Here is a 13288-nt window from a genome sequence, read left to right as displayed (position 1 = left end):
TTGGTTTTCGCAAGGCTAGGACCGGACGCAGCGCCCGATGACCCCGACCCCCTCAACGCAGGCACCGACCGGTTCGGTCAAGACTGACACGCAGGCCGTCGCGTTTTCCCACAGGCTGGCTGAAGTCGCCGGCATGGTCGAGACCTTCCTGGTCGAACGCCTCGGCCCTGATCTCGGCCCCGGCGAGATCGCGCGGCCGCCCCGCCTGATGGAGGCCATGCGCCACGCCGTGCTCGGCGGCGGCAAGCGCCTCCGGCCCTTCCTGGCCATCGAGACCGCTCGGATGCTCGGCGGCTCCGAGGCGGCGGCGCTCGCCGCCGGCGCCGGCGTCGAGCTGGTGCATTGCTACAGCCTCGTCCACGACGACCTGCCGGCCATGGACGACGACGACATGCGCCGCGGCAAGCCGACGGTCCACAAGGCCTACGATGAGGCCACGGCCATCCTGGTCGGCGACGCGCTCCAGACGCTCGCCTTCGAGATCGTCGCCGACCCGGCCTGGCAGCCGGACGCCCGGATCCGCGCCGACCTCGTGCTCGGCCTCGCCCGGGCCTCGGGCTTGGGCGGCATGGTCGGCGGCCAGCTCCTCGACCTCACCGCCGAGGGCCGGTTCGGCGCGGCCAACATGGATGTGGACGACACCCTGCGGATGCAGGCGATGAAGACCGGCGCCGTCCTGGCCTTCTCGGTGGAGGCCGGCGCGATCGTCGGCGGCGCCGATGAGGGTCAGCGGGCCGCCCTCCTACGCTACGGTCTCGCCTTGGGCCAGGCCTTCCAGATCGCCGACGACATCCTGGACCGCGAGGCCTCGCCGGAGGCCATGGGCAAGGCGACCGGCAAGGACAAGGATGCCGGCAAGGCCACGCTGGTCGACCGCCTCGGCATCGATGGAGCCCGGGCCGAGTGCGACCGCCTCGTCGGTGTCTGCGAAGATGCGGTCGCATCCTGGGGTGAGGGTGCCCGCATCCTGCGGGATGCCGCCCGCTTCACGGTCGCGCGCAAGACCTGAGCGGTTCGGCCGGCGGTGCCCGGTCCGACGGATTAAGGGGCCGCCGGTTCATCCCCAGCGTTCTCGTCGATGGGTTCATAGCGCGGAGCGAAGCGGTCCGGGGAACGCGGCATCATAGGGGCTTGGCGCCGCTGGATCGCTCCGCTGCGCTCGCAAAGACGTATCTGCGCTGTTCCGATCCCATCCGCGGAAGGCGACGGGGTCGGATTGTGCAGGCCCTCAGGCCCGGTTGTTCTTGTTGTAGACGTCGAGGCAGACGGCGGCGAGCAGCACGATCCCTTTGATCACCTGCTGGTAGTCGACGCCGATGCCCAATATCGACATGCCGTTGTTCATCACGCCGATGATGAACGCGCCGATCACGACGCCTGAGACCTTGCCGATGCCGCCGGCCGCCGAGGCGCCGCCGATGAAGCAGGCCGCGATCACGTCGAGCTCGAACCCGACACCGGCCTTCGGCGTCGCGGTATTGAGCCGGGCGGCGAAGATCATGCCCGCGAGGCCGGCCAGCGCACCCATATTGGCGAAGGTCAGGAAGGTGAGCCGCTCGGTCTTGATGCCTGACAGCCGTGCGGCCTTGATGTTACCGCCGAGCGCGTAGATCCGCCGGCCGATCGTCGTGCGGGTCGTGACGAAGCGGTAGAGCATCACCAGCGCGAACATCACCAACAGCACGTTGGGCAGGCCGCGATAGGCGCTCATCTGATACGCGAAGGCGAGGATCACGATTGTGGTCATGCCGTTGCGGAAAATGAACGCCGCCCAGGATTCGGCCTCGCCGCCGTTGCGCAGCCGCGCGGCCCGGCGGCGCCCGTTCAGGCCGACGAGGATCAGCGACAGGGCGAGCGCGATGAGCAGGGCGGTCCAGGGGCCGGCGAAGTTGGCGAGGAAGCCCTTGGCGAGAAGCTGGAATACCTCCGGGAACGGCCCGATCGAGGCGCCTTGCAAGAGTGCCAGCGTCAGGCCGCGGAACACCAGCATGCCGGCGAGCGTGACGATGAAGCTCGGAATGCCGAGATAGGCGACGAAGTAGCCCTGCAGCCCGCCGATCGCGGCGCCGACCGCCAGGCACAGGACGGTGGCGGTGAATGGATCGAAGCCGAATCGGACCATCAGAAGGGCCGCGAGCGCCCCCACGAATCCGACCACCGAGCCGATCGACAGGTCGATATGGCCGGCCACGATGACCAGCAGCATCCCCAGCGCCATCACGACGACGTAGCTGTTCTGCAGGATGAGGTTGGTCAGGTTCAGCGGCTGGAACAGCACGCCGCCGGTGGCATACTCGAAGAACAGGGTGATCGCCGCCAGGGCGAAGACCAAGCCGTAATCGCGCAGCTGCGCCATCGCCAAGCGCCCGCGCCGGGCCTGCGGCTCGCCCGCAGCCTTGGTGCCCGGAAGGGGTTCGGTCAGACGGATCATGGCCTTGCTCACAGAGATGTCGCTCATCCGTTCAGCTCCTTGGAGCGCATGATCGCGCGCATGATCGCTTCCTGGCTGGCCTCGGCGCGCTGGAACTCGCCCACGAACCGCCCCTCGTTCATGACGTAGATGCGGTCGCACAGGCCGAGCAGCTCGGGCATCTCAGACGAGATCATCAGGACGCCCCGGCCGGCATCGGCCAGCTCGTTGATGATGCTGTAGATCTCGTACTTGGCCCCGACATCGATGCCGCGCGTCGGCTCGTCGAGGATGAGCACCTTGGGCTGGGTGAACAGCCACTTGCTGAGCACGACCTTCTGCTGGTTTCCGCCCGACAGGTTCACGGTCTGCTGCTCCACGCCGAAGGAGCGGATGCGCATCTTCGAGCGGTAGGCATTCGCGACGCGGTGCTCCGCATCCTCGTCGATGACCGTGGCGGTGGAGACTCCGGGCAGGTTGGCGAGCGTGGTGTTCTTGGTGATGTCCTCGCCGAGCACGAGCCCCAGTTGCTTGCGGTCCTCGGTGACGTAGGCGATGCCCGCCGCGATCGCCTTGTCGATCGTCGAGACATCGACCTCCCGGCCCTCGAGGCGGACAATCCCGCTGGTGCCCTGGCCGTAGGACCGGCCGAAGACGCTCATGGCGAGTTCCGTCCGGCCCGATCCCATCAGGCCGGCGATCCCGACGATCTCGCCCCTGCGCAGATTCAGGCTGACATCGCGTACGACCGCCCGCTCGGCATGGACGGGGTGGTGGACCGTCCAGCCCTCCACCTCCATCAGCACGTCGCCGATCCGCGGCTCGCGGACCGGGTAGCGGTTGGCCATCGTGCGGCCGACCATGCCGCGGATGATCCGATCCTCGTCGATGCCGCCGTTCCGGCAGTCGAGGGACTCGACGGTGGTACCGTCGCGCAGCACGGTGATCCGGTCGGCGACCTTGGAGATCTCGTTGAGCTTGTGCGAGATCAGGATCGACGCAATGCCCCGGTCCTTGAAGCTGAGGAGCAGCTGCAGCAGCGCCTCGCTGTCCGTCTCGCTCAGGCTCGCGGTCGGCTCGTCGAGGATGAGCAGCTTGACCTTCTTGGAGAGCGCCTTGGCGATCTCGACGAGCTGCTGCTTGCCAACGCCGAGATGGGTCACGAGGGTGTCGGGATTCTCGGCAAGGCCGACCATGGCCAGCAGCTCCCGGGACCGGTCATAGACCCGGTCCTGGTCGATGATGCCGAAGCGGGCGGGCTCGTTGCCGAGAAAGATGTTCTCGGCGATCGACAGGAACGGGACCAGGGCCAGTTCCTGATGGATGATCACGATGCCCAGGCGCTCGCTGTCGGAGATGTCGCGGAACTGGCCGGGCTGTCCCTCGTAGGTGATCTCGCCATCGTAGGATCCGTGCGGATACACTCCGCTCAGGACCTTCATGAGCGTCGACTTGCCGGCGCCGTTCTCGCCGACCAGGGCGTGGATCTCGGCCGGTGCGATGCTCAGATTGACGTCGTTGAGGGCTCTGACGCCGGGAAACGTCTTGGAGATCCCCCGCATTTCGAGGACGGGCTGCATGCGACCCCTTCCGGCTCGGTCTGCACAGGTTTCTGCCCACGCCGGCGGCACCGGCGCGGAGACGGGTTCGGCCGGGGCGGCGCGGGCCGCCGCGCTCACTTGAGCTGGTCGAGGGTGTAGTAGCCGGTGTCGACGAGGGCCGGCTTCCAATTGGCCTTGGTGACGATGACCGGCGTCAGCAGGAAGGACGGGACAATCTTCTTGCCGTTGTTGTAGGTCTTTGCGTCGTTGATCTCAGGCTGCCGGCCGGCCTCGATCGCGTCGATCATCGCGACTGTCACCTTGGCCAGTTCGCGCGTGTCCTTGAAGATCGTCGCCGTCTGCTCGCCCGCGATGATCGACTTGACCGCCTGCAGCTCAGCATCCTGGCCGCTGACCACCGGCAGCTTCACATTGCCGGAGCCGTAGCCGACGCTCTTCACCGACGAGATGATGGCGGTGGAGATGCCGTCGTAGGGCGAGAGCACCGCGTCGAGATGTGCGTTGCCGTAATAGGCCGAGAGCAGGTTATCCATCCGGGCCTGCGCGGTCGCGGGATCCCAGCGCAGCGTGGACACCTTGTCCATGCCGAACTGGCCCGAGCGCACGACGAGTTTCTTGGCATCGATGTAGGGCTTCAGCACCGACAGGGCGCCGTCGTAGAAAAAGTATGCGTTATTGTCGTCGGGCGAGCCACCGAACAGCTCGATGTTGAACGGTCCCTTCCCGTCCTTCAGGCCGAGCGCGTCGACGATAGAGGTCGCCTGCTGGACCCCCACCTTGTAGTTGTCGAACGTGGCGTAATAATCGACGTTCGATGTTCCCTTGATCAGCCGGTCGTAAGCAATGACCTTCACGCCGCGCTCGCTCGCCTTTGCCAGCACATCGCTGAGCGTGGTTCCGTCGATTGAGGCGATCACAAGCAGCTTCACACCCTTCGTGAGCATGTTCTCGATCTGCGCGAGCTGTGTCGGAATATCATCGTCGGCATATTGCAGATCCGGCTTGTAGCCCTTGGCCTGCAGCAGCTTCACGATGTTGTTGCCGTCGTCGATCCAGCGCTGCGACGACTTGGTCGGCATGGCGACGCCGATCGGATCACCACCGGCCGCCCGCGCCGCCTGCGCAGCCAGCGCGCTCAGGAGTGAGGCGCCCAGGACGAACTTGAGAAACATTGGCTTGACGATCATGGCTCCCCCGTTCTTGTTGTCTTTTGCGGACCTACGGCACAATCCCAGAACCGCCGACCGGATCAGCGCCGACTCGGACACTCGGTTAAAATCCGAGATTAATTTCTACGCGCCTCAGATATGCGGCCAAATACGCGCTCGTTCCTGCCGAACGACTTACATTTACGACAAACTTACGATCGAAGACCGACACAAATCGTCGGTATCACACAACAGCGCGGAGCAGCAAAGCCGGTCGAGACGGTGTGCAGTCAGCGTTTTTCCTCTCCTATGGCACCGGGTTGGGTCCCGGCCGTTCTTCGTTCTCATATTTGTATGAGTTATTGAAACGATCGTCAATCGCGGGCGTGCGCGGCTGGCCTTGCAGCAGCCACCTGTGGATGGCATCTGACGCGGGTCGGTGCGCCCGTGATCAGCGTGCAGCTGGATCGGGACGTTCGCGGTTCGGGATTTCTGCAAGCCGCCGGTTGTCGAGACGAGATTGCTCGCCCGGATCTGAAACCTGCCGGGACGAACGGGCCACGCGGGCCCGGATTCCAGGGCTCGGCGGCAGCTCGGGAAGCGCCGCTATGCGGATCATGTGGTCCGCATAGCGGGACAGGAGCGGCGGCTCAGCCGCGTCCGACGAACGGCATCTTGGTCGCCATGATGGTCATGAACTGCACGTTGGTTTCGAGCGGCAGGCTTGCCATCGTGAGGACCGCCTGTCCGACGTGATCCGGATCCATCACGGCTTCGGGCCGGAGCGACCCGTCCGCCTGGCGGACGCCCGCCTTCATCTTGCCGCCCATGGGCGTGTCGGCGTTGCCGATATCGATCTGCCCGCAAGCAATGTCGTAGGCACGGCCGTCGAGGGACGTTGCCTTGGTCAGGCCGGTCACGGCGTGCTTGGTCGCCGTATAGGCGATGGAATTCGGCCGCGGGGCGTGTGCCGAGATCGAGCCGTTGTTGATGATCCGGCCGCCGCGGGGATCCTGGTCGCGCATGATCCGGAAGGCGTGCTGCGTGCACATAAACAGGGCGGTCAGGTTGGTGTCGACCACCTGCCGCCATGTCTCCAGCGGCAGGTCCTCGAGGGGCACCGGCGGGGCGCCGATCCCGGCATTGTTGAACAGCAGGTCGAGTCGCCCGTATTCCGCCCGCGTGCGGGCGAACAGGTTGGCGATCGAATCGGGATCGGTCACATCGGTGGGCACCACGAGCGCCCGGTCGCCGCCGATCTGGGCCGCTGTCTCGTCGAGGGGCGCGGGCCGCCGCCCGGACAGCACGACGCGCCAGCCGGCTCCAGCCAGCGCCAGGGCCGCGGCCTTGCCGACCCCCGTCCCCGCCCCGGTCACGATCGCGATCCGACCTGCTTCCGACATGCGCTCCTCCCGGCCTTGTTGTCGCCCGGCTGTAGCGGATGGCCGCCGCGGCGCGAAGGCATCGGCGTTTCAGATGCGCGGCTCGGTCACGCGGCGCCCGCTTGACGGCGGGCGCGCTATGGTGGCCCGAACATGCGAGAGCGGGGAGGGGACGGAACGATGCGGCGGAGACCGACGGCAGAGCTGCGCCGCGTTGCGTCTCCGGCGGTGCACCGGTGAGCGCGCCCGAGATCCCGTTCCTGTCCGGTCTCGATGCCGCGGCCGCCGCGGCGGTCCGGGCCCGCATGGTCCCGGTCGCGGTGCCGGGCGGCCAGATCCTGTTCGAGCAGGGCGCCTCGGGAGACGCGCTCTACACCCTCGTCTCCGGGGCAATCGGCGTCTCGGCCCGCGACCACAACGGCAGCCCGACCCGGATCGCGCGCCTGCGCCCACCCGAGACCTTCGGCGAGATGGCTCTGCTGTCGGAGGCCCCTCGGGCGGCGACCGTGATGGCCCTGCGCGACTCCCATCTGCTGAAGCTGACCCGCGACGCCTTCGAGGCGGTGATCGCCGAGCATCCGCAGACGCTCCTCTACTTCGCCCGCATGCTGGCCGAACGGCTGCGGGCGATCTACGACGGTTACTCGGTGCATCACGCGCCCCGGATCTTCACGATCCTGGCGGTGACCGAAGGGCCGAACCCGGAAATCCTCGCCCGGCAGCTCGCGGCCGCCTTCGACGCGCTCCTGCCGGGCGAGACCGGCTGCCTCACGGACTGGCCTGAGGGCGCCGACGAGGCGTGGTTCCAGACCTTCGAGGGCCAGCACGCGCGTACCATCTTCGCTGCGCACGAGATCGACTGTCCCTGGTGCCGACAGAGCCAGCGCCGGGGCGACCACGTGCTGCTACTGGCCGAGCCCGGCGCCCCGCCGCGGTCGGGGGGCGGCGGAATACCTGGAGCGGGTGCGCTCCGACTGGATCCGCATGGACCTGGTGATCCGGCAGGATCCCGATGTGCGGCGCCCGAAACCGCTCCATCCCGCCGTCTCGGCGCTGCCGGCCGCGATGCGGATCCAGGTCCGCGACGGACGGCAGGACGACCTCCACCGGCTGGCCCGGCTCGCCAGCGGCGCGGCCCGGGGTCTGGTGCTCGGCGGCGGCGGCGCCCGCGGCCTCGCTCATCTCGGGGTCCTGAAGGCCCTCGACGAGGTCGCCTGCGCGCCGGACTTCGTCGGCGGCACCAGCATGGGCGCGATCATGGCGGCGAGCCTCGCCATGGGCTGGCCCCTCTCGGAGATCCAGTCGCAGATCGAGGCATTCTTCGCCACCAGCAACCCGCTCAACGACTACACCCTGCCGCTCCATGCCCTGACCCGGGGCGCCAAGGTCGATGCCGGCCTGGCGGCGCGCTACGGCGGCGTGCGCATCGAGGATCTGTGGCTGCCGTTCTTCTGCGTGTCGTCGAACCTGACCACCGGGAACACGATGGTCCATCGGTCGGGCGACCTGCCGAAGGCGCTGCGTGCCAGCATCGCCATCCCCGGGCTCCTGCCGCCGGTCCTGTGCGACGAGGGCGTGCTGGTCGATGGCGGCATGATGAACAACCTCCCGGCCGACGTCGCCGCCGGGCTGGAGCGCGGCCCGGTGCTCGCCGTCGATGTCGGCAGCGACCGGGCCTTCCAGGACATGCCCCATCGCGGCTGGAGGGGCCGGCTCGTGCGCAAGCTGATCGGCTCGCCGCTGGCCATGCCCGGCCTCGCGCCGCTGCTGCTGCGCGCCGCGACGGTCTCGAGCGACGCGCAGAGCCTGATGGCGGCGGCCCACGCGACCGCCGTGCTCAAGCCGCAGCTCTCCGGCATCGACCTGCGGGCGTGGTCGCGCTTCCGGGAATCGGCCGAGCTCGGCTACCGCGAGACGCGTGCCGGCCTCGACGCCGGCACCCTGGCGCGCTGGCTCGATCCGCTGCGCTGACGTGTCCTCGTGCGGCAGCGCACGCGCATGTCCCAAGGCCCTGTAACCCCCGGCGCCGGGCGCCGATCTCCCGTCAGAGACGGAATCAGGAGACCAGCGTCATGACCCAGTTCGCCACTCTTCCGGCCGAGGCCCCTGCCGCGGCCTCCCGGACCCTGCTGCACGGCGCGGCCTTCGTGTTGCTCTGCCTGTGGACCCGCAGTTCGCCGGACGAGCTGCGCGACCAGCTCTCCGCCGAAGCCGGCACCTGCGCGGCGCTCGGTTTCTGACGGGATCACCCGCGTGGGCGCGGGCGTTCTCCGCCGATCAGCAGGGAGCGCCGAAGCGGATGGACGTTGCGGGTGTGAATCTTCGCCAAGTCGCTCTGCCGGAGGTGCGCCTGCACGTGGCCGAGGCGGGTCCGGAGAGCGGCCCGCCGACCATCCTGCTGCACGGTTTCCCCGAGTTCTGGTTCGGCTGGCGCCACCAGATCGGGCCGCTCGCCGAGGCTGGCCTGCGGGTGATCGTGCCGGATCAGCGCGGCTACAACCGCAGTGACAGGCCGCAGGGCCTCTCCGCCTACCACCTCGATAGGCTGGCCGGCGACGTGCTGGCACTGGCGGATGCCTACGGCCTCCCCACGATCCGGCTCGTCGGCCATGATTGGGGCGGTCTCGTCGCGTGGTGGCTGGCCAGCCGCCATCCCGAGCGGATCGAGCGGCTCGCGATCCTCAACGCGCCGCATCCCGGCATCGTCGGCGCGTATATGCGGCACCATCCCGGCCAGTGGCTGCGCAGCGTCTATGTCGGCCTGTTCCAGCTCCCCGGCCTTTCCGAGCGGCTGCTGACGGCCGACCGGTGCCGCGCCCTCCAGCACGCGCTGACCTCGACCAGCCGGCCGGGCGCGTTCTCGGCCGCCGATCTCGATCGCTACGTGGAAGCGTGGCTCCAGCCCGGCGCGATGACCGCCATGCTAAACTGGTACCGGGCGCTGGTGCGTCTGCCGCGGGACGAGCCGGCCCGAGTCCGGGTTCCGACCCTGATCCTCTGGGGCAAGCAGGATACAGCCCTTCAATCCGGCCTCGCGGAAGCGAGCCTGGCCTTCTGCGACGCGGGCCGGATCCGCTGGTACGAGCGCGCCAGCCACTGGCTCGCGCACGAGGAGCCGGATTCCGTCAACTTGGAATTGACGCGTTTCCTGTCCTGATCGGCACGGGCGAGCGCGACACAGGCATACGCCGCCAGATTGCACAAAGCATCTGGCTTCACTTTTAAGTTATAAATGCCTCCGCACCGAATGTCGGCAACACGCGTCACACGAGAACTTATTCCACGTCAGAGATGGAATCGACAGCTTCATTTTTCCTGCACGCTCCGGAACTTCCCTGCGACCATTCTCTTGGGTGGTGGCTCATACGGTAGGATCGGAGTTACTCGAACATGTCTATGCGTTCTCTTCTGACGGCAGGCCTGCTGATCGGCGGCCTGGTGGCCGGCGCGGCGACCGCTCAGGCGGCACCGGCCATGCCTCAACCCGGCCTCGCCGGCCACGACATGGTCGAGTCCGTCGTGATGCATCGCCATCACCGCATGCATCACCACCGGATGCACCGGCACCACACCACGCGGCACGAGCGGCGGATGCGCCGGCTCAACACCATGCGTCACGGCAACCCGAACGCGAAGAATCCCGCCCTGCGCGGCTACCAACAGAATCTGGGCGGCACCACGAACGGCCCGCGCTACTAAGGCCCGGCAGGTCTTCTACGTCGGCCGCGGTCGCGTTCGCCGTGCCGGCCCCAAGGCCGCGATGAACCCATCCACCGCCGACGCGGCTTCTCCCCAGCCGCGTCGGTGTGCGTGTCCTGATTCGCGGGCGGCGCTCTGCTAAGAGGCGGCATGGCCCGTACCGCCGTCCGCCCCGCCGCCGACATGACGCCCGCCCCCGGCCTGGATCCGGCCGGCGCGACGCCGATGATGGCGCAGTACATCGAGATCAAGGCCGCCAATCCGGACTGTCTGCTGTTCTACCGGATGGGCGACTTCTACGAGCTGTTCTTCGAGGACGCGGAGATCGCGTCCCGGGCGCTCGGCATCGTGCTGACCAAGCGCGGCAAGCACGCTGGCAGCGAGATCCCGATGTGCGGCGTGCCGGTCGAGCGCTCCGACGACTACCTCAACCGCCTGATCGCCCTCGGGCACCGCGTCGCCGTCTGCGAGCAGACCGAAGATCCGGCCGAGGCCAAGAAGCGCGGGCCGAAATCGGTGGTGCGCCGCGAGGTGGTGCGGCTCGTCACCCCTGGGACGATCACCGAGGATCGGCTCCTTGACCCGGCCAGGGCCAACCTCCTCCTGGCGATCGGCCGCCGCAAGACCGGGGAGGGCGCCGTTGCCTACGGCCTCGCGGCGGTCGACATCTCCACGGGGCGCTTCGCCTTGAGCGAGGTCGCGGGCGGCGATCTGGCCGGGGCGATCGCCCGGCACGATCCGCGGGAGATCGTCCTGTCCGAGGCGATCCACGCCGATCCGGCGCTCGCGCGGATCTGGCAGGAGAGCCGGGCCGCCATCGTGCCCCTGGCGCAGGCCGAGCTGGAACCCGCGGCGGCGGAGCGGCGCCTGCGTGAGCAGTACGGGGTCTCGACACTGGAGGGCTTCGGCCAGTTCACTCGTGCCGAGATCGCGGCCGCCGGGGCGGTACTCCTCTACATCGCCCGCACGCAGCTCGCGGCCCGGCCGACCCTGGCCGTGCCAACCCGCGAGGATGGCGGCGCGACTTTGGCGATCGATGCGGCGACGCGCGCCAACCTCGAACTCACCCGGACCTTGTCGGGGGAGCGGACCGGGAGCCTGCTCGCCACGATCGACCGGACCGTGACGGCCAACGGCGCGCGGCTGCTGGCCGAGCATCTCGCCGGACCGCTCACCACGCTCGACGCGATCGCCCGGCGGCACGCCGCCGTGGCGCATCTGGTCGATGACGGCTCGCTCCGCGGCGCCCTGCGCGAGGCCCTGGCCCGAGCGCCGGATCTCGCCCGGGCGCTGTCGCGTACCGGCCTCGGCCGGGCGGGACCGCGGGATCTGGCGGCGATCCGGGACGGCTTGGCGGTGGCGGCGCAACTCGGCGCCCGCCTCTCCGCCAACCCGAACTTGCCGGACGACCTCGTCCGTCTCGCCGGGCACCTGGCCGAGGCCGATTCGGAGCTGATCGCGACCCTGGCGGCGGCGCTCGCCGACGATCTTCCGTTAAGCCGCCGCGACGGCGGGTTCGTGCGGCAGGGCTATCATCCGGAAATCGACGAGGCGCGGACCCTGGGCCAGGATTCCCGTAAGGTGATTGCCGCCCTGCAGGCCCGCTACGCCGAGCAGACCGGCTGCCGGACCTTGCGCATCAAGCACAACAACCTGCTCGGCTACTTCATTGAGGTACCGCAATCGGTCGGCGAGGCCTGCCTGAAGGGTCTGCAGAGCGAATTCGTCCACCGCCAGACGATGGTCGACGCGATGCGCTTCACCAGCGTCGAGTTGGGCGAACTCGAATCCAAGATCTCCGGCGCCTCCGACCGGGCGCTGGCCCTCGAAGGCGGCGTGTTCGACGACCTCTCCGCCCGCGTGCTCGCCAAGGCCGATTCCATCGCCGAGGTGGCTGAGGCGCTGGCCGGGCTCGACGTCGCGGCGAGCCATGCCGAGCTCGCGGTCGAGCTCGACTGGCGACGACCCATGGTCGACGACTCGCTCAGCTTCGTCGTGGTCGGCGGCCGTCATCCGGTGGTCGAGGCGGCCCTCCGCCGGGCGGGTGAGCCGTTCATCGCCAACGATTGCGATCTGTCGGGCGACACGCGCGGCCGGATCCGGCTGATCACCGGCCCCAACATGGGCGGTAAGTCCACCTTCCTGCGCCAGAACGCGCTGATCGCGGTGCTCGCTCAGATGGGCGCCTTCGTGCCGGCCGCCGAGGCGCGGATCGGGCGGGTCGACCGGCTGTTCTCCCGCGTCGGCGCCGCCGACGATCTCGCCCGCGGGCAATCGACCTTCATGGTCGAGATGGTCGAGACCGCGGCGATCCTCAACCAGGCGACGCGGCGCTCCCTGGTGATCCTCGACGAGATCGGCCGCGGCACCGCAACCTTCGACGGTCTCTCCATCGCCTGGGCCTGCCTGGAGCACCTGCACGAGGTGAATGCCTGCCGGGCGCTCTTCGCCACTCATTTCCACGAACTCACCGCGCTGGGCGACCGTCTGGCCCGGCTGGAGAACGCGACCCTCAAGGTCGCCGAGCATCGGGACGGCGTCGTGTTCCTGCACGAGGTCGTTCCCGGCGTCGCCGAACGGAGCTACGGCCTGCAGGTGGCCCGGCTGGCGGGCCTGCCGGGCAGCGTCGTGTCGCGGGCCGGAGCAATCCTAAAGAGCCTGGAGAAGGCGGAGCGCGGCCGCCCGGCGCGGGCGCGAATTGACGACCTGCCGCTCTTCGCAGCACTAGCGCCGCCTCCGCCGCCGGAGCCGCCGCCGGAGGATCCGCTCGGGGCGCTGCTCGATTCCATCGACCCGGACGCGCTCACGCCCCGGGAAGCGCTCGACGCGCTGTACCGGCTGAAGCGCGAGCGGACGGGCGGGCGCTGAGCGGGCGATCCAATCCCATCGCCTCAAGAATAGAGGTGACTGCAACAACCGCCCGTCATCCCGGAACCGCGCAGCGGAGCCCGGGATCCAGAACCGCCGACACGCCAAGGACTTGCGCAAAGTGAGGGTCCGGGTTCCGGACTCACCTGCGGCGCCCCGGAATGAAGGAACGACGCCGCATCCAAAGCGGCCCAGAGCCAGAGGCCGAGCTTGCGGCCT

Annotated in this window: 9 protein-coding genes and 1 pseudogene; 6 read left to right on the top strand and 4 right to left on the bottom strand. The window is 68.7% G+C overall.

Features of this window, described 5'->3' with window-relative positions; all coding sequences use genetic code 11:
• Positions 1–37: 37 nt before the first annotated feature.
• On the top strand, positions 38–1009 hold the full coding sequence (locus ABIE45_RS24905; RefSeq protein WP_192708986.1) for a polyprenyl synthetase family protein: 972 nt from the start codon (positions 38–40) through the stop codon (positions 1007–1009).
• A 219-nt stretch (positions 1010–1228) separates the two neighbouring features.
• Here the strand turns inward: ABIE45_RS24905 and mmsB are convergent, their stop codons facing one another.
• The 4 genes from mmsB to ABIE45_RS24885 form a co-directional block, all read right to left on the bottom strand.
• On the bottom strand, positions 1229–2458 hold the full coding sequence (gene mmsB / locus ABIE45_RS24900; protein WP_192708985.1) for a multiple monosaccharide ABC transporter permease: 1230 nt from the start codon (positions 2456–2458) through the stop codon (positions 1229–1231).
• Positions 2455–3990: a multiple monosaccharide ABC transporter ATP-binding protein gene (gene mmsA / locus ABIE45_RS24895; RefSeq protein WP_192708984.1), complete on the bottom strand. Its 1536-nt coding sequence runs from the start codon at positions 3988–3990 to the stop codon at positions 2455–2457. Before mmsA ends, mmsB begins: the two co-directional genes overlap by 4 nt.
• Positions 3991–4085: 95 nt before the next feature.
• The gene (gene chvE / locus ABIE45_RS24890) at positions 4086–5159 is read right to left on the bottom strand and encodes a multiple monosaccharide ABC transporter substrate-binding protein (RefSeq protein ID WP_373622902.1); all 1074 of its coding nucleotides are present in this window, start codon (positions 5157–5159) and stop codon (positions 4086–4088) included.
• Between the two features lie 611 nt (positions 5160–5770).
• On the bottom strand, positions 5771–6523 hold the full coding sequence (locus tag ABIE45_RS24885; protein ID WP_192708983.1) for an SDR family oxidoreductase: 753 nt from the start codon (positions 6521–6523) through the stop codon (positions 5771–5773).
• Positions 6524–6738: 215 nt separating this feature from the next.
• On the opposite strand from ABIE45_RS24885, the pseudogene ABIE45_RS24880 reads away from it, so the two are divergent.
• The 5 genes and pseudogenes from ABIE45_RS24880 (at position 6739) to mutS (ending at position 13069) form a co-directional block, all read left to right on the top strand.
• Positions 6739–8473, top strand: a pseudogene (locus ABIE45_RS24880) (patatin-like phospholipase family protein).
• Positions 8474–8574: 101 nt separating this feature from the next.
• Positions 8575–8742: a hypothetical protein gene (locus ABIE45_RS24875; protein WP_192709085.1), complete on the top strand. Its 168-nt coding sequence runs from the start codon at positions 8575–8577 to the stop codon at positions 8740–8742.
• Positions 8743–8801: 59 nt separating this feature from the next.
• A complete protein-coding gene (locus ABIE45_RS24870; protein WP_192708981.1) occupies positions 8802–9659 on the top strand; it encodes an alpha/beta fold hydrolase in 858 nt (285 codons plus the stop codon).
• 233 nt (positions 9660–9892) lie between these two features.
• Complete coding sequence (locus ABIE45_RS24865; RefSeq protein ID WP_192708980.1) at positions 9893–10201, top strand: hypothetical protein; 309 nt, start codon at positions 9893–9895, stop codon at positions 10199–10201.
• Between the two features lie 150 nt (positions 10202–10351).
• Entirely contained in the window at positions 10352–13069 is a 2718-nt protein-coding gene (mutS, locus tag ABIE45_RS24860) for a DNA mismatch repair protein MutS (protein ID WP_192708979.1), read from the top strand.
• The last annotated feature ends 219 nt before the right edge of the window (positions 13070–13288 follow it).

The sequence above is a fragment of the Methylobacterium sp. OAE515 genome (assembly GCF_041806315.1).
Lineage (GTDB): Bacteria > Pseudomonadota > Alphaproteobacteria > Rhizobiales > Beijerinckiaceae > Methylobacterium > Methylobacterium tardum.
This window is presented reverse-complemented; position numbering and strand designations above follow the sequence as displayed.

Bases quoted from the DNA above. Each gene is read 5' to 3' on its own strand.
- mutS (WP_192708979.1), top strand. From the start codon at position 10,352: ATGGCCCGTACCGCCGTCCGCCCCGCCGCCGACATGACGCCCGCCCCC.
- mmsB (WP_192708985.1), bottom strand. From the start codon at position 2,458: ATGAGCGACATCTCTGTGAGCAAGGCCATGATCCGTCTGACCGAACCC.
- ABIE45_RS24865 (WP_192708980.1), top strand. From the start codon at position 9,893: ATGTCTATGCGTTCTCTTCTGACGGCAGGCCTGCTGATCGGCGGCCTG.
- mmsA (WP_192708984.1), bottom strand. From the start codon at position 3,990: ATGCAGCCCGTCCTCGAAATGCGGGGGATCTCCAAGACGTTTCCCGGC.
- ABIE45_RS24870 (WP_192708981.1), top strand. From the start codon at position 8,802: ATGGACGTTGCGGGTGTGAATCTTCGCCAAGTCGCTCTGCCGGAGGTG.
- chvE (WP_373622902.1), bottom strand. From the start codon at position 5,159: ATGATCGTCAAGCCAATGTTTCTCAAGTTCGTCCTGGGCGCCTCACTC.
- ABIE45_RS24885 (WP_192708983.1), bottom strand. From the start codon at position 6,523: ATGTCGGAAGCAGGTCGGATCGCGATCGTGACCGGGGCGGGGACGGGG.
- ABIE45_RS24875 (WP_192709085.1), top strand. From the start codon at position 8,575: ATGACCCAGTTCGCCACTCTTCCGGCCGAGGCCCCTGCCGCGGCCTCC.
- ABIE45_RS24905 (WP_192708986.1), top strand. From the start codon at position 38: ATGACCCCGACCCCCTCAACGCAGGCACCGACCGGTTCGGTCAAGACT.